This is a genomic window from Clostridium sp. HBUAS56010 (assembly GCF_007115105.1).
In the GTDB taxonomy this organism is placed as follows: domain Bacteria; phylum Bacillota; class Clostridia; order Lachnospirales; family Lachnospiraceae; genus Lacrimispora.
The window spans coordinates 89699-105854 of record NZ_SULJ01000007.1 but is presented as its reverse complement, the minus strand read 5'-3'; the positions used below and the strand labels follow the sequence as shown (position 1 = coordinate 105854).

At 42.5% G+C, this 16156-nt stretch carries 14 protein-coding genes; all 14 read right to left on the bottom strand.

The features are described 5' to 3' along the window. Positions 1–34 precede the first annotated feature (34 nt). The gene (locus tag FAY33_RS12370) at positions 35–1375 is read right to left on the bottom strand and encodes an extracellular solute-binding protein (protein ID WP_185967609.1); all 1341 of its coding nucleotides are present in this window, start codon (positions 1373–1375) and stop codon (positions 35–37) included. A 121-nt stretch (positions 1376–1496) separates the two neighbouring features. Beyond that, positions 1497–2237, bottom strand: coding sequence for a response regulator (locus tag FAY33_RS12365; protein WP_143321534.1), 741 nt, complete (start codon positions 2235–2237; stop codon positions 1497–1499). Further along, positions 2224–4077 (bottom strand): sensor histidine kinase, encoded by a 1854-nt coding sequence (locus tag FAY33_RS12360; RefSeq protein ID WP_143321533.1) that lies wholly within the window; start codon positions 4075–4077, stop codon positions 2224–2226. Before FAY33_RS12360 ends, FAY33_RS12365 begins: the two co-directional genes overlap by 14 nt. A 131-nt stretch (positions 4078–4208) precedes the next feature. Beyond that, positions 4209–5420, bottom strand: coding sequence for an ABC transporter permease (locus FAY33_RS12355; protein WP_143321532.1), 1212 nt, complete (start codon positions 5418–5420; stop codon positions 4209–4211). An 11-nt stretch (positions 5421–5431) separates the two neighbouring features. Beyond that, positions 5432–6640, bottom strand: coding sequence for an ABC transporter permease (locus FAY33_RS12350; protein ID WP_143321531.1), 1209 nt, complete (start codon positions 6638–6640; stop codon positions 5432–5434). Continuing rightward, positions 6630–7424, bottom strand: coding sequence for an ABC transporter ATP-binding protein (locus tag FAY33_RS12345; RefSeq protein ID WP_143321530.1), 795 nt, complete (start codon positions 7422–7424; stop codon positions 6630–6632). The genes FAY33_RS12350 and FAY33_RS12345 overlap by 11 nt, the downstream gene beginning before the upstream one ends. Positions 7425–7437: 13 nt before the next feature. After that, a complete protein-coding gene (locus FAY33_RS12340) occupies positions 7438–8826 on the bottom strand; it encodes an efflux RND transporter periplasmic adaptor subunit (protein WP_143321529.1) in 1389 nt (462 codons plus the stop codon). Positions 8827–8962: 136 nt separating this feature from the next. Further along, positions 8963–9496, bottom strand: coding sequence for a CDP-alcohol phosphatidyltransferase family protein (locus FAY33_RS12335; RefSeq protein WP_143321528.1), 534 nt, complete (start codon positions 9494–9496; stop codon positions 8963–8965). A gap of 92 nt (positions 9497–9588) precedes the next feature. Then, a complete protein-coding gene (locus FAY33_RS12330) occupies positions 9589–11280 on the bottom strand; it encodes a GTP-binding protein (RefSeq protein WP_143321527.1) in 1692 nt (563 codons plus the stop codon). Continuing rightward, entirely contained in the window at positions 11280–12182 is a 903-nt protein-coding gene (gene cysD, locus FAY33_RS12325) for a sulfate adenylyltransferase subunit CysD (protein ID WP_143321526.1), read from the bottom strand. Before cysD ends, FAY33_RS12330 begins: the two co-directional genes overlap by 1 nt. Before the next feature lie 11 nt (positions 12183–12193). Then, a complete protein-coding gene (locus tag FAY33_RS12320; RefSeq protein WP_143321525.1) occupies positions 12194–12505 on the bottom strand; it encodes a ferredoxin family protein in 312 nt (103 codons plus the stop codon). Further along, positions 12489–14174: an adenylyl-sulfate reductase subunit alpha gene (locus FAY33_RS12315; RefSeq protein ID WP_143321524.1), complete on the bottom strand. Its 1686-nt coding sequence runs from the start codon at positions 14172–14174 to the stop codon at positions 12489–12491. The genes FAY33_RS12320 and FAY33_RS12315 overlap by 17 nt, the downstream gene beginning before the upstream one ends. A gap of 31 nt (positions 14175–14205) precedes the next feature. Beyond that, the gene (locus FAY33_RS12310) at positions 14206–15270 is read right to left on the bottom strand and encodes an ATP-binding cassette domain-containing protein (protein ID WP_143321523.1); all 1065 of its coding nucleotides are present in this window, start codon (positions 15268–15270) and stop codon (positions 14206–14208) included. A 2-nt stretch (positions 15271–15272) separates the two neighbouring features. Next, positions 15273–16151, bottom strand: a complete 879-nt coding sequence (locus FAY33_RS12305; protein WP_143321522.1) for a sulfate ABC transporter permease subunit — start codon at positions 16149–16151, stop codon at positions 15273–15275. Positions 16152–16156: the final 5 nt, after the last annotated feature.

Below are 16156 nucleotides of genomic sequence, written 5' to 3'. Positions count from 1 at the left end.
CCTAACTGTATTTTATCTTGGCGTCAAGATTATTTTACTTGGACAAAATATCAAGTGATTGTGCCATCCAGCTATCCACACACTCCTGCGCCGTCATCTGACCATACATGACTTCATTTACATTGTTATTGAGTACTTCAACACATTGCCTGGAAGCAGAAGGTTCTGCCGCATCAGAATCCCGGCAAAATTCCACGACCGAATCCATAAAATCATAAACCTTTTTATCCGTATCACTCGCTTTTTCTTTCAGTGCCTCTCTGACACGTTTGGAAGCCGGAATCCCTCTTTCTCCATTTAATTTTTCATTGGCTGACTTATCATTAATAAAATAACTGATTGCCTTTGCAGCCATCTCCGGATCAGGACAGTCGCTGGTGATGGAAAAGAACTGAGCCGGTCTTAAATACATTCCTTTTTCGGTCCCATCATCAAACATAGGAAGCGTTGTCATCTCAAGATTCTGATCATAATATCCGGAAAAATTGGAAAATTGTGAACTCCAGTTCATTCCCATTGCTGCATCTCCCGTACAAATTCCCCGTTCTGAATTATCCTTCCACAAAAGCTGATCTCCTGCCTCTACAAATACCCCTTCCTGAGCCAGATCATAACAGTCCTGAATTACAGCTACGATTTCCGCTTTTGTTTCATCATCAAAACCAAATTCTTTTCCGTCTTCTGAATAAAGAGACTGCCCTTTAGACCGGATCATTGGTTCAATTAAATATCTTGGCATTCCAAGGGCAACGTTTTCCGTTTTCATTCCTGTTTTCTGATGAATTGCTCTGGCTGTCTGTACAAAATCAGACCATTTCCAGTCCATAGACGGCTCTTCTACCCCTGCCGCCTGAAACAGATCTTTGTTATACATCATGGTCATTACATTGGTTCCAAGAGAAACTCCGTAAAAACCATCTTTATAATTGCCTCCTGATATATATACATCATCACAATCAGATAAATCCAGTGCTCCGCTTTCTACAAACGGCGTTAAGTCCATTAAAAGCCCATTGTTTATGTAACCAGCAAACTGATCTGTTACCTGCTGGATAATTCCTGGAAGATTTCTTCCTACGGACTGGGTTGCAAGTGTTTCCCAGTACGCATCGTAGCTATTATATTCATAATTAAATTTCGCCCCATGCTCCTGTGCAAAGGTCTCAAACGCATCAATGGTTGCGTCGGTCCGTTTCTGGTTTCCCCACCATGCCACACGGATCTCATTATCTTCCTGCTTTTTTTCTTTCCCTGCCATACTGCTTTCTGCTGCTTTTTCTGATGACTGTGGTAAGTCTGCTTCTTTTGTTTTGCCACAGCCTGCCAGTGAAGCTAAAATAGCTGCTCCTAATAAGATTCCCAGTTTCTTCTTCATGTTCCTTCTCCCTTTCTTCATGAGTTTTTTTGAGTACAATTTAATTATACAGGGAATCTTCTGGATTTTAATTCAAAAAAAAGGTCAGATTGTATAAAAAATAGTCATTAAATATGTGGATTTACCCCTTAAACTCAGTGGGAGATTTCCCATAAAACTTTTTAAACACCGTACTAAAATACTGGGGATTGTTTCCAAATCCTGTCTGATCAGCGATTTCATAAACAGTAATATCTCTGCTTGTATGAAGCAAAAGCCATGCCTTTTCCATTCTTTTTATTGTCAGGAAGGTGGAAAATTTATATCCGGTTTCCTTTAGAAAAAGCTTGGACAAATAGCTTCCGCTCATAAACAGCACATTATCTGCAATCATCTTTAAAGACAATTCAGGCTGATCCAGATTTATATCCACATAGGAAAGAACCTGCTTTATGGTATTGGAATACCGCTCCGGGTAAAGGAGAAGGCTGGTCTTAATCTCAGGAAAGAATTCCGATCTGATCCGAAACAGAGAATTTAGCAGTTCTTCTTCTTTTATGGGTTTCAAGATATAATCTGCGGCTCCATAACGAAGTGCCTTCTGTGCATAAGCAAAATCATCATAGCCGGAAAGAATAAGAAACTTCGCCCCACTGCCTCCCTGTCTGGCTCTTCTCATCAGCTCCAGCCCATCCATCTCCGGCATTTTTATATCCGTTACAATCAGATCTGTCTGATTATGTTCCATATAATTTAATGCACTGGTTCCATCCGCTTTTTCCGCCACAATCTCAAAACAATTGGAGGACCAGTCAATACAGCACTTTAATCCTCTTCTTACAATCATCTCATCATCAACAATCATCACCTTAATCAGTTTCATATTCGTCCTCCCCCTTTTTCTTAATACGGAAACTGATTACAGTTCCCCCATTCACCCCGTTTTTTACTGAAATTCCGTATTCTTTGCCATATAAATTCATCAAACGCTCATTGAGATTCGTCAGCCCAATCCCATTGCCTTCCGCTTTTATGGTTCCTAACTTTAACTTATCTAAAATATCCGGGTCCACTCCGGCTCCATTATCAGATACATGAAAAATAAGTTCTTCTTGGTTTTCTTCCACAGTTACCTGGATAAAACAGACCCCAGTCATTCTTTCCAGGGCATAAATCACAGAATTTTCAACAATTGGCTGTAAACTAAAAGCAGGAATTTTTCTCTTCATGCACCGTTCCTCCGCATGAATCTGTACATGAAGGCGTTCTCCAAATCTTGCCCTTTGTATGGTCAGATACCCTCTCATATATTCCAGTTCCTGTTCCAGAGGAATCAGATCTTCCCTGCTGTTTATGGAAATGCGTAAAATATCTCCCAACGCTTTTACAATAGATGGAATCTTCTTGTAAGTCTCCTCTCCCGCCAGCCAGCGTATGGTATCAAGGGTATTGTAAAGAAAATGCGGATTGAGTTTTGCGCGGAGTGCGGACAACTGGGCATTCTGCAAATAGATCTTCTGTTCATAATTTTCGTGAATCAGTTCACTGAGCTGACAGATCATTTCAGAAAACTCCACCTCCAACTGCCCGATCTCATCTTGCCGTTTCTTCTTTTTTATTTCAAGAGTTTCTAATGCCTTCACCGGATCTTCATTCATTCGTATGGAGGCAATCTTTTCAGAGAGAGTAACCACCGGCTTTACAATTGTTACAGAAACAACAGCCGCCAGACCTCCAATTACAAGCAGAATAAAAAGAAGGACACCGGAATAAAGGAGCGCCATATTTTCAATGCTTGAAAACATCTGGTCATAATCCGAAATGTTATAATACCGCCAGTCTAAATTTTCTGATTTAATGGAGGTAACAAAATACCGTTTTCCCTCCAGCCGGACAATCTCATACTTTTCGTTTCCATCATTTTTTATTTTTGTTCGAAATACTTCCTCTTCCTCTGGATTGACAGTAGAAAAAACAACGCCGGGATTATCCCCCTCGAGGATAAGAAGTCCATTGGTTTCTGTCAGATACGAAGAGGCGAGCATCTCCGGATTTACCAGAAAAATTACAGTACCGCAATAACGCATGGTCATATTCTGCTTTTCCAGAATGGACCTGGCAATTGCAACTTCTTTTCTCGATTCTCCGCCAGAACCATAACGGACATTAACAACCTGGTAAACCGCCCCCCCTTTTCTTTTCTTTGCCTCATCAGCAATCTTTAATAAATCTTCCTCTGATACAGAAATTCGGGAACTTCCATATCCGCTGTACTGATTGTTTTCCCTGTCAATGAAATAACCGGTATCCGCTTTATCAGTTCTGGAAAGACAGGTATCCAGTTCCCTTATGATCTTTATAATATTTACAGCCTTTATCCCTCTGGCACTTCTCCTCTCATTAATCCAGTTTAAACCGTCCTCCTCTTTTGCATTATCAAACTGGTCACATGCAGCAAGAAACCGGGAGACAAACTGCTGTGTCCTGCTTCCTGTGACAAACTGATAGGTCGCAGTCTCATATCCTGATAGCTTCTCCTCTATCCCGGACATGGAATGATTTAACATATCTGTCTTTGTCTCATATACATAATGAAAATATGATTCCTGCACCTTTCTCATAATCAGGATGCTTACCAGAAAGGAAATCCCCATGGAAAATACAATCAGCGCCAAGATCTTTCTGGTTATGGAACTGCTGACTACTCTCCTATAACACCTCATAAAAATCCCCCATTTTCCCCTTTTCCTCCTTTGTAATGATAATTTTATAGTACACAAAACTTCTTTCCGATACAATCAAAAAAGCGGAAGTTCCCACAGATTATTCATCTACGGGAACTTCCGCTCCTGCTCTATTCATATCTCAAGGCATCAATGGGATCTGCGCTGGCTGCTTTGGAGGCCGGATAAATTCCGAAAAACACTCCAACCAAAGCGGAAAATCCTACTGCTACCAAAATCACCTCTGCCTTAATGACAACCTGCAGACCAAGAAGAGTTCCTCCTAACATAACCAGACCCGCGCCTGCTGCGATTCCAAGGATTCCTCCAAAAGCAGAAAGAATGGCTGACTCCGTTAAAAACTGGACTAAAACATCTGCAGTCTTGGCTCCCAGTGCTTTACGGATTCCAATCTCTCTTGTCCTCTCCGTTACAGACACCAGCATAATATTCATAATGCCGATTCCTCCTACTAAAAGAGAAATTGCTGCAATTCCTCCCACAGCCAGAGAAAGTCCTCCCATCACGCCATCCAGGCTTTTCATCTCACTTGCTGCCGAACGGAAGGTGATTTCATTCTTGTTCCGGTTCTTTGCTTTTGCCACATAACTCTGAACCTTTATCTCTAACTGATCCATATCCGTTCCTTCTCTGGCATAGAGACGTATGTTGTAAACTGCATCGTTTGGCCAGGTCAGAAGCGTATAAGGAATAAATCCGCTCTTTGTCTTGCTTGTTCCCATCATCATCTCTTCAATGGGAGTCAGATCAAGCTTATAGATACCTACTACATTAAAATAACTGGTCTCTCCATAAACCGTAGTCCGGAAGGTTTTCCCTACTGCATTCTCCATTCCGAATAATTCTTTTGCTCCTTTTGCTTCCAGTACCACATTTTTCTTTCTGGCTTTGATATCGCTTTCATTTAGATTTCTTCCGTAAATAATGTTAATGTTCTTTACATCGGGGTAGTTATAATCAATGCCTTCGAAGTTATACTTTTCTTTCTTATGCCCATATATAGCATCGGAAGCAACACTCGCATTGCTGTCTACATAAACGATGTCATCGGGAAAGACTTCTTTAATCCGGTCAATTTCATCAAGATTAAAATAATCTCCCTGGCGCATCTCTTCTCCATCCTCTGGCCATATATAAACATATGCCAGGGTGGTTCCTACGTTCTTATATAGGTCGGACACCATAAAACGCATGGTATCACCGATGGAAACAATCGCAATAACAGCGCCGATACCGATAATAATTCCAAGCATGGTCAGAAAGGAGCGCATCTTGTTGGCTCTGATGGACTGAACAGCCATACTCATATTTTCAAATAACATGCTGCCTCCTTCTATTCGTATCGCAGTGCATCAATGGGATCTGACTTGGCAGCCTTTGATGCAGGATAAAGTCCAAAGAAAATACCAACCAGTGCGGAAAATCCTACCGCTAATATAACAACAGCCGGATTCACAACAACCGTCATATTCAAAAGGACTCCTCCCACTTTCACAAGGGAAATGCCGAGAATAATACCGATGATTCCGCCGCTTGCCGACATCAGTGCCGATTCTGTTAAAAACTGGATCAAAATGTCTCTGGTTCTTGCACCAAGAGCTTTTCTGATTCCAATCTCACGGGTTCTTTCTGTGACAGAAACCATCATAATATTCATGATTCCAATCCCGCCAACCAACAGGGAAATGGCGGCAATTCCACCAACCGCTGCCGACATGGCGCCTAACTGTGCATCAGCACTTCCCATCTGGTCAACAACGGAAACCGCCGTGATCTCTGATTCGGAACGGTTCTTTAACTTTGCCGCATATCGTTTCATATCTGCCACAAGCTGCTTCATATTCACTCCATCCTTTGCGTAGAAATGAAGCTGTTCAAAGGAATCATTGGATTTTATAAGAACCGTCTCCGGAATAAATCCAGCCTGTCTCTGTCCACTTCCAAGCAGTAAAGCCACCATGGGAGACAGGTCTTTGTGGTACACTCCTACCACCCGAAATTCCTGGGTTACCTTATTCACTGTCATCCGAAAGGTCTTTCCCACACAATCATCGGTTCCAAAAAGCTGAATCGCTCCTTTGTCTTCCAGAACCACATGATTGGCCGCTCCTTTTACGTCGGATTCATTTAAGAATCTCCCCCGGGTGATATTAACAGTCTGAACATCAGAATATCCTTCATTCACTCCCTGGAATCCAAACATCACTTTTCTTCTGCCATTGATGGCATCCACACCCAGCGATGTATCGCTGTCTACATATTGTATCCGGTCACTGTAAACCTCCTTCACCCGTTCCATCTCACTTCTGGTAAAATTATCCGACTCCCTTAGATCATCCAGATCCCAGGAAACCGAAACAGCAGCACGGTTAAATCCTACATCTTTATACGCATCGGTAAACAAATTCCGCATACTGTCTCCAACAGCGGCAATCGCAATGACAGCACCAATTCCTATAATAATACCAAGCATGGTTAAGAAGGATCTCATTTTATTGGCTTTGATTGCCTGGAGAGCCATACTCATGTTTTCAATCAGCATGGTACCCCTCTTTCTGCATCTTAACGGCTTCCGCCGCGGTTAAGATCTGGGGAACGTTCGGTGTATCACTTACCATATCCCCATCCCGAAACCGTATGATCCGTTCGGTAAATGCTGCAATATCTTCCTCATGGGTAACCAGAACTACCGTTGCACCTTCTTTGTGCAGCTTGGAAAACAGCTCCATGATCTCAATGGAAGAAGCTGTGTCCAGGTTACCGGTAGGCTCATCGGCAAGAATTAAAGGGGGCTCATTAGCAAGTGCCCTGGCAATCGCAACCCTTTGTCTCTGCCCTCCGGAAAGCTCATTTGGCATATGCTCATATCTGGTTCCAAGCCCTACCCTGTCAAGAAGTTCCAAAGCCCGCTCCTGTCTTGCCTTTTTGGAAACATGGGCATAAGTCATTGGAAGTTCCACATTCTTAAGAGCCGAGGTACGGGAAATCAGGTTAAAGGACTGGAATACGAATCCGATCTTTCTGTTCCGGATTGCGGACAGATCATCAGGAGGCAATGCCGCTGTATCAATTCCATCCAGATAATAATGTCCCATGGTAGGACGGTCCAGACAGCCAAGAATATTCATCAGCGTGGACTTTCCTGACCCGGATTGCCCCATAATGGCAACAAATTCCCCTCGTTTTATAGTTAAATTAATTCTTTTCAAACCTAAAACCTTGATAGAACCGGTGTCATAAACCTTCACCATATCCACAAGTTTAATCAGATCTTCCCTGACATTTTCCGTTATATAGGACGGAAGCTTTTCTTTCTTTTTCCACATGCTGCCTCCCCCTTTACTGAGCGGACGGAGCAATCACCACCGTCATTCCATCCTTTAACAGATCAGAAGGAGTATCAATCACCTGCAGCCCTTCTGTCAGGGCACCTTCTTCTAAAGGAATAATCTCTGTTTTGATATCACTTTCCACACCAGTCTTTACCGGAATCATCTTTACCTTATTCTGGTCTGCTACTGCAATTGACATGGTACCGTCAGGATTCTGGAGAACTGATGTAAATGGCACGACCCACACATCTTCCGCTTTATTTAACTCAATCTTTGCCTTTGCTGTAATCCCTGCAATGAGGCGGGTATTCTGGTCAATGATCCGAATGGTAGTCGGGATGATCCGCTCGGTGGAACCGCTTCCCTTTTCTTCTCCAGTAGGAGAAATGGTAGTCACTTCACCTTTTACAACTTCCCCATTTAAAATGTCTGCGCTGATCTCTACCGGCTGACCGATTGCTACCTTTCCAATGGAATATTCGCTGACATTGATCTTCATCTGCAGAACATCTAAGTTATTAATGATGAACATCGGTTTATCATCGTCTGTTTTATCGGCAAAACGTCCGACTTTACAGTTTACCCGGACAACAGTTCCTGAAATAGGGCTGGTAACTCTGGTGTTGTTCAGTGCCTCCTTTTTCTGTTCCACTTCAAAAGCTTCTTTTTCAATCTGAAGTGCATAGGATTCATTGGCAACGGGTTTTCCGTTTTTCAGAGTATATGTACCCATCTGTCTTTTGGCATCTTCCATGGTATTGGTCGCTGTCTCCAACTCCACCTGGGAAGCACTTCCTGCCTGGAACAGGGCAAGAGTCCTGTCATAGTTTGCTTTTGCAGTCTGATAATCCTGTCTTGCCTTTGAATACCCGTTTTCTGCTTCCAACTGTTTATCCTGGAATGCGCTGACTGCAGAATCATAAGCATTCTGTGCTATATCCAATTCTTTCTTTGCGTCTTTATCATCCAGAATTGCAAGGACCTGGTCTTTCTCTATCCGGTCACCTTCCTTTACTGGAATTTCCAATATCTCTGCGTGAAGACTTGACACCACTTCTACGCTGTCTGTTCCCTGAACCGGACCGCTGACAGATAATTCTTCCACCACTTCTCCCTTGTTAAGAGGAGAAACACTGACCATCATTGCCTGATTGCCTCCGCCCAGAATCCGACTGGCAAGAAAAAGAACCACAATGGCACCTGCACCAAAGGTAATGATCTTCCTTTTTTTGCTCCACTTTTTTCTGACCCGTTTCTTTTTCTTATCGTCACCGCTGTCTTCTGTCAACAGAGTCTGCAGTTCTTTATCAAATACTTCATCAGGCATAGGTTCCGCCAGCGTCTCTGCCTCTGCCAGTTCATCCACTCCATTGCCTTTTCGCTTAAATAAATCCATTCTTTTATCCCTCCTGTTTGATACAGCTACTTTTTTTAATTATAACGGGTTAACACAAGTATTTTAAGTATAAATTTCTTATAATTTTCTAAATTTTTATACTTTTTTGAATAAAGCGAAAAAATAACTTCCTTATTCACATTTTAAATATGGAAATCACATTTCGGTCCAGCGCTTTTGATTTTAATTGAATTGTCAGTTCTTCACATGCAGATATGGTGGCAGCCATACACAACAGATGGGATGCCACATCAATTCCGGTAAAAGGCAAAATAACCGGAAAACAGAAAAGAAGCAGCCCCGTAATCTTATTTGCATAAGTATGTAAAAATGCGAAAACCCGGAATCTGATATAACCGGTAACAAGTGCAAGAAACCGCAAAACCAGAATTATCAGAATCCATAGATAGACATGGAATTTCAAGTCCATATATGGACACACCCGGAACATGACAATCATAATCATAGCAAAATCCCCAACGCTGTCTAACGCTGCACCCAGTTCACTTTGAAGCTTAAATCGTCTTGCAATCAAACCATCCAGTACATCACTTAATCCACAGAACAGATAAATAAAATAAAAAGCGGCTGTAAATGGTTTTACCATTAAAAAAAGAAAAGACAGGAGTATCCGCAAAACTGACAACACATTTGGTATATTTTTGTGCATATGCTACCTCAAAATGAAAAAACAGGCTTCCAACATCTATTATACTGTTTCATAATAGATATAGGAAGCCATTTCTTCAAACATTTCTTAAGTTATATCATCCAAAAATTATCATTGCATACAATATTTCGATAAGTTTCAAATTTAGCCCACTTATTTACAAAAGAAACTTTACAATCCGGTTCCAGGTGATGGTACTCCTCTATGAACTGATCAAAGTCTGATTTTGATTTTACCTCCAGAGCGAATCCTCTCTCATCAAGAATGGGAAGACCTGCATATTCAAAGTCTTTCAGACGGATCATATCCTCAATCCGGGCATTGCGTATCTTAACTGCCACTTCATTTTCCACATCTACAATGTCAAAAAATTCAGGATAATTGAAACTGTCTCCCTTTGTCGGTACTGTATCTCCCACATGATACGTCTGAACATTTGTTTTTAAACGGGATAAAAAACCGTTATCCAGATTAAAATAAAACTCTTCAAAGATATAACCGCCAGCCTTTAGGGAATTGTTTTCAAAATATGGTTTTTCTCCCTTTGTCTCCACCTGTTCCACAACGCCGCAGGCAGAAGTCATGTGGCTGATCCGGTCAATCATAATAAGTTCCCCAAGGGTTTTATTCTTTTTAAACTCATCTGCCACGATTTTATCTGTCAATTCAATCTCACAAAGAACAATCTCATTTTTTATAACCTGGTCTGCCTGACAGTGCTCTCCTGAATTTACATCAATTTTATAAACAATGGAGGTAATAATGCCAGGAATCATCTTTGTTCCCAGTTTCACCAGATAATCCTTGCCAATGCTTAAAGGTTCGTCATCCATCCAGAGAATCGTTGCTTTTATATTCTTCGTAACCGGCAGGGATTCATTGTCCGTTAAAACGCAGCCACGGCTTACATCCACCTCTTTATCAAGCTGTATGGTTACCGCCTGACCCGGAAATGCCTGGGATACCTCTTTGTCACCAATAAGAATCCGCTCCACAGAAGCACTTTCTTTCCCCGGCATGGAAAAAATCTTCTGTCCTGTGTGAACAGTTCCGGATTCAATCTGTCCCTGAAATCCTCTGAAATCATGACTGGGCCGGCATACTCTCTGTACCGGCATATAAAAATCCGGGCTTTGTTCCTGTTCCGATACATCGACCTGTTCCAGATGAGTCATTAAAATCTCATCCGCATACCAGTTCATGTTCTCTGACCGCTTTGTCACATTGTCCCCTTCTGTGGCACTGACCGGAATGATCTTCACATTCTTTAAAGACAATTCTTCTGCCAGAGTTTTGATGTCCTGTTCTATTTCACGGAACCGCTCTTCGCTGTAATTGACCAGATCCATCTTATTGACGGCAAAAACAAAGTGATTGATTCCCATTAAGGAGCAGATTCTGGAGTGACGTCTGGTCTGCACCAGCACCCCCTGCCCTGCATCCACCAATATGATAGCCAGTTGTGCAAAAGAGGCACCAACCGCCATATTCCTTGTATATTCTTCATGTCCTGGTGTATCAGCAACAATAAAACTTCTCTTGTCTGTGGTGAAGTACCGGTATGCAACATCAATGGTAATTCCCTGTTCCCGTTCTGCCATCAGTCCATCTAAAAGAAGGGAATAATCAATCTCCCCTCCCCTTGAGCCTACCTTACTGTCAAGAAGCAATGCTTTTTCCTGATCGGCATATAACAATTTGGAATCATAAAGAATATGTCCGATCAGTGTTGATTTTCCATCGTCTACGCTTCCGCAGGTTATAAATTTAAGCAATCCATTCATTAGAAATACCCTTCTCTCTTTCTCTTTTCCATACTTGCTGCACCGCCGTCTTTATCAATGACACGGCTGGTTCTCTCTGACTCCACGGAACTTAAGGTTTCTTCTATAATTCCATCTAAGGTGTCCGCTTCTGACAACACACCTCCCGAAAGGGGGTAACAGCCAAGCGTACGGAACCGTACCTTTTTCATCTGGGGAACTTCTCCTGGCTCTAAGCGCATCCGCTCATCGTCCACCATGATGATATTTCCATCCCGGTATACCACTGGTCTTTCCGCTGCAAAGTACAGGGGAACAATGGGAATATTCTCCCGCTGTATGTACTGCCAGATGTCCTTTTCTGTCCAGTTTGAGATAGGAAATACCCGAATACTTTCCCCTTTGTTAATCACCGTATTATATAATTTCCACATCTCTGGTCTCTGGTTTTTCGGGTCCCATGCGTGAGACTCATTCCGGAACGAAAATATTCTCTCTTTGGCACGGCTTTTTTCTTCATCACGCCGTCCCCCGCCAAAGGCGGCTGTAAATCCATATTGATTCAGTGCCTGTTTTAAAGCCTGGGTTTTCATAATATCCGTATAGGAGGAACCGTGATCAAATGGATTGATTCCCCTTTTAACCCCATCTTCATTGATGTACTCAATCATTTCGATTCCAAGCTCTTTTGCCGTTTTGTCTCTGAATTCAATCATTTCCTTAAACTTCCATGTGGTATTGACATGAAGAAAGGGAAACGGCGGCTTCTCCGGGTAAAATGCCTTCATTGCAAGATGCAGCATCACGGAACTGTCTTTGCCAATGGAATAAAGCATGACCGGATGTTCACATTCTGCCGCCACCTCCCGTATAATATAAATTGCTTCTGCTTCCAACTCATCCAGATGTGATAATCCACTCATAGTCTTCTCTCCTAATATTTGTTCGAATCTTTGCTGTTTACCGCAATTGTTCTCACGGTTCCGTCACTTTTTTTTACGTTCCAGTTCAAAATATCTCCCTCATACGATACATTCATCGTGCTTCCATTGCCTCCGATATCTGCCCCCAGATAAAAGTCAATGGCGCCAAACCTGCACTCTTTGACACAGGAGACGCACCCCCAGCAGTCCTTTGGATATTTGATAAAAGCCTTATTCTCTCTCTCAGCAATCAGACTTCCAGGGCAGACTTTTGTACATTTCATACAGCCCACACATATATCCGGATCAATTCTTATGCTCATAGAAGTCCTCCTTTACAAGATCTCTGTATATGATCTGAATCGAACCTTCTGCCAGTCTGGAATTCACATACGTTTCATACTTCTTATCAAGACCGGGATAATCCAGATTTTCATTAAAGGAATGCCATCTGGTCTCTCTCCGGTTTCTTAAATGGGCAATCACCGACTTGCAGACAGTCAGCCTCTCCTTTAACTCATAGATAAACATCAGTTCGTGCATGTCTGAGGCTCCAAGCTTTTCCGACAGAGCTGCAATCTGAGATATCTTTTCCTCTGCCAGGGAAAGCTGTGTTTCATTAAACTGATAGTGGACAGAAATTCCGCCCGCATATTCATCCATGACTTTCTGCATGGCCTCTTCCAGTTCTTCTGTAGAAAACACAGGATTTTTTTCTTGCAGGCAGGTTTCATATTCCCTGATTTTTTCATGGACAAAGGCGAAATCATGTTCCACTTCATTGTCTTTTATTCCTTTGCTGATGATATCAAAGGCGGCAATCTCCCCTTCTGCCAAAGCTCCGGTAACATACTTCTGGGGGCAGCCTCCGGCAACATCTCCTGCTGCATACAGACCATGAATGGTAGTCTCTCTGTTTGTATTAACCCAATAACCACTGGCAGTATGACCTCCTACAATATAAGGCTCTGTTCCTGATATCTCCACATCCTGTTCACTGGGGTTTTTACCTGATTCCAGCCATTTAAGGGTCTGACTGGGCGCCATGTTTAAATAAGCTTTTAACAGTTCTTCATCCTTTTCTTCGCCCATGGTACTGGTTCTTAAGTAACAGGGACCATTGCCTGACTGGTTTTCTTTCACTGTGCCATAAACACGTTCGCTGGTGGTAATGCCATACTTTTCTTCATATATTTCGCCTTTGGAATTCACCTGTTTCGCACCTACGCCCTGGGCAATGGTTCCGGTTGGGGCAATGGTGTCTTTGCATCTCAGTGCAATAAAACGCATCTCAAAGGTGGTCATCTCCGCACCTGCCCGGATTCCCATAGCATATCCGGCACCTGTATTAAAGGGGGGATACCACATCTTATGGCGGGAAAAACCGGGATTATTGGGTTTATACAGCCCTGCCGCTCCTCCGGTTGCCACAAGTACTGCCTTTGCCCGCATCTCATATACAATCTCATCTGAAATATGAAAACCAATGGCTCCTTTTACTCTGTTTTCCTCCACCAGTAAGTCCGTTACATTGACCTGATTCAAAACCGTTACCCGATCAGCTTCCTCCACAGCCCTGGCAAGCAATGGCTTGAAATTCTCCCCGTTGATCTTAATATTTCTGTTTCCTCTTGTTACATAGTTACCTTCTTCATCTTTTAAAATAACAAGCCCCAGTTCCTCCATGGCTTTTGTAACGGAATTAAACCGCTGTGCCGCAGTTAGAAGCAAATCCTTCCGCACAATCCCGTTGGCGTCTTTTTGTGCATATGCCACATAATCTTCTGGTTTTCTGCCTTTTACAATGTATGCGTTAATCGCATTGACCCCTGCTGCAAGACAGCCGCTTCTTTTTATATTTGCCTTTTCTGCAATTACAACAGAGAGACTGGAATTCTGACTTAATGTAAGTGCTGCAAAGCAGCCAGCCGTTCCGCCTCCTATAATAAGAACGTCAGCAGCAATGATTTTATGCTCCAGTTTTTTGTTCATGTCCTCTCCTATGCGTCTGAATATTCTTTCATTAAAAAGTTACGATTTCTTTTCCCATTAATTGTTTGTTTTCCAGAAGATATGCACGTTTTTCATCGTACACATACATCCGGTACACAATGACGTGCATCGTTTCTCCGATCTCCACAGGCCTCCTTTCCAGAGAACGATGGGTCGTTAAAACCATATTTCCCACTCTCAGTTTCACTTCCAGATAATTGCCTCTGAATGAAATATCTTCGATGATTCCTTCTTCGGAATAGTCCATCACATCCTGAAACTTTAAATTGTCCCCTTTAAAACATTCTACAAATTCCGGTCTGATGATTGCGCCTTTGTAATTGCCTTTTTCAAAGCCTTTTAACTGATGATACTCCTGAATTTTCGACGACTGCCCAATAAATTCTGCCACAAAAGGTGTCTCAGGTTTCTTATAGATTTCAAGAGGAGAAGCGGTCTGCTCAATTCTTCCTTTATTGGTAATGATAATCTCATCCGCCACTTCCACCGCTTCGTCCTGATCGTGGGTCACAAAAATACTGGTAATCCCTACCTTATGGATCATATCACGCAGCCAGATGCGCAGTTCAGACCTTACTTTTGCATCAATGGCTGCAAAAGGTTCGTCAAGAAGCAGAAGGCTGGGACTTGGGGCTAATGCTCTGGCAAATGCCACACGCTGGCGCTGACCGCCGGAGAGCTGGTTTGGATATCTTTTTTCCAGACCTTTTAAGCTGGTCAGTTCCATCAATTCCCCAATCCGTTCCCGGATCTGCTTCTTTGGCATTTTCTGAATCTCCAGACCAAATGCAAGATTTTCATAGACTGTCATATAGCGGAACAGAGCATAATTTTGAAATACAAATCCGATTCCCCGCTGTGCCGGTGGAATATCATTTACCCGGACTCCATTGATCATGATATCTCCGGATTCAGGAGTTTCCAGCCCTGCAATCATGCGGAGAATGGTTGTTTTTCCGCTGCCGCTTGGTCCCAGAAGTGCCGCCAGTTTTCCTTTTTCAATTCCAACATTAATATTTTCCGATGCCTTATAGCTTCCATAGCTTTTTTCAATCTGTTTTAATTCAACGTACATACCTACCTCCCCGCCTCATCATATTCTGTCTTTCTTGATTTCATTTCCGCTTTGTATTCCACAATATTTCTTGCAATAATTACAAGAACAGCAATCATTACAAGAATGGAAGACACAGCAAATGCTGCTGTTATGGAATCACTGGAACCAGCCAGATAAAGCGCATCAATCTCAAGAGGCACTGTAAACGTCTTTCCTCGTGTTTTTGACAAGGCATTGACAGCGCCGAATTCCCCCAGCGCCCTTGCAGTACACAAAATAATACCGTATAAAAGTGCCCATTTCATATGGGGAAATGTGATCTTGCGAAAAATGGTAAATCCACTTGCTCCCATTAGAGCTGCCGCTTCCTCTTCATCGGTCCCCTGGGCATGAAGAACCGGAATGATCTCTCTGGAAACAAAGGGAAATGTAACAAATATGGTTGCCAGTATTACCCCTGGCAAGGCAAATACAATCTGGATATTGGTTCCAAAGGTTTCGTTGATCTTTTGAATCAACGGTCCTGCCCACCCTAACCTTCCAAATGTCATTAAATAAGCAAGGCCTGCAATAACTGGCGATATGGAAAATGGAATGTCGATTAACGTGGAAAGAATCTGCTTTCCTTTAAAGGAAAACTTGGTCACCAGCCAGGCCGCCATAATGCCAAAAAAGGTATTAACAATTACGGTAATCACCGTTGTAATTAAAGTTACCTTTAAGGCAGACAGGGCGTATTCCGTATGAAGGGAACGGAGATAAAATTCAATCCCTTCGCTTAAAGAATTGACCACAACCGATACCAAAGGAAGCAAAAGCATAAAACCGATAAACAGCACACTGACGGCAATCAGAAAAATCCGGATTCCTTTTTTTTCTTTTTTTCTATATTCCTGCATAACTT

Bases quoted from the DNA above. Each gene is read 5' to 3' on its own strand.
- FAY33_RS12370 (WP_185967609.1), bottom strand. From the start codon at position 1,375: ATGAAGAAGAAACTGGGAATCTTATTAGGAGCAGCTATTTTAGCTTCA.
- FAY33_RS12365 (WP_143321534.1), bottom strand. From the start codon at position 2,237: ATGAAACTGATTAAGGTGATGATTGTTGATGATGAGATGATTGTAAGA.
- FAY33_RS12360 (WP_143321533.1), bottom strand. From the start codon at position 4,077: ATGAGGTGTTATAGGAGAGTAGTCAGCAGTTCCATAACCAGAAAGATC.
- FAY33_RS12355 (WP_143321532.1), bottom strand. From the start codon at position 5,420: ATGTTATTTGAAAATATGAGTATGGCTGTTCAGTCCATCAGAGCCAAC.
- FAY33_RS12350 (WP_143321531.1), bottom strand. From the start codon at position 6,640: ATGCTGATTGAAAACATGAGTATGGCTCTCCAGGCAATCAAAGCCAAT.
- FAY33_RS12345 (WP_143321530.1), bottom strand. From the start codon at position 7,424: ATGTGGAAAAAGAAAGAAAAGCTTCCGTCCTATATAACGGAAAATGTC.
- FAY33_RS12340 (WP_143321529.1), bottom strand. From the start codon at position 8,826: ATGGATTTATTTAAGCGAAAAGGCAATGGAGTGGATGAACTGGCAGAG.
- FAY33_RS12335 (WP_143321528.1), bottom strand. From the start codon at position 9,496: ATGCACAAAAATATACCAAATGTGTTGTCAGTTTTGCGGATACTCCTG.
- FAY33_RS12330 (WP_143321527.1), bottom strand. From the start codon at position 11,280: ATGAATGGATTGCTTAAATTTATAACCTGCGGAAGCGTAGACGATGGA.
- cysD (WP_143321526.1), bottom strand. From the start codon at position 12,182: ATGAGTGGATTATCACATCTGGATGAGTTGGAAGCAGAAGCAATTTAT.
- FAY33_RS12320 (WP_143321525.1), bottom strand. From the start codon at position 12,505: ATGAGCATAAGAATTGATCCGGATATATGTGTGGGCTGTATGAAATGT.
- FAY33_RS12315 (WP_143321524.1), bottom strand. From the start codon at position 14,174: ATGAACAAAAAACTGGAGCATAAAATCATTGCTGCTGACGTTCTTATT.
- FAY33_RS12310 (WP_143321523.1), bottom strand. From the start codon at position 15,270: ATGTACGTTGAATTAAAACAGATTGAAAAAAGCTATGGAAGCTATAAG.
- FAY33_RS12305 (WP_143321522.1), bottom strand. From the start codon at position 16,151: ATGCAGGAATATAGAAAAAAAGAAAAAAAAGGAATCCGGATTTTTCTG.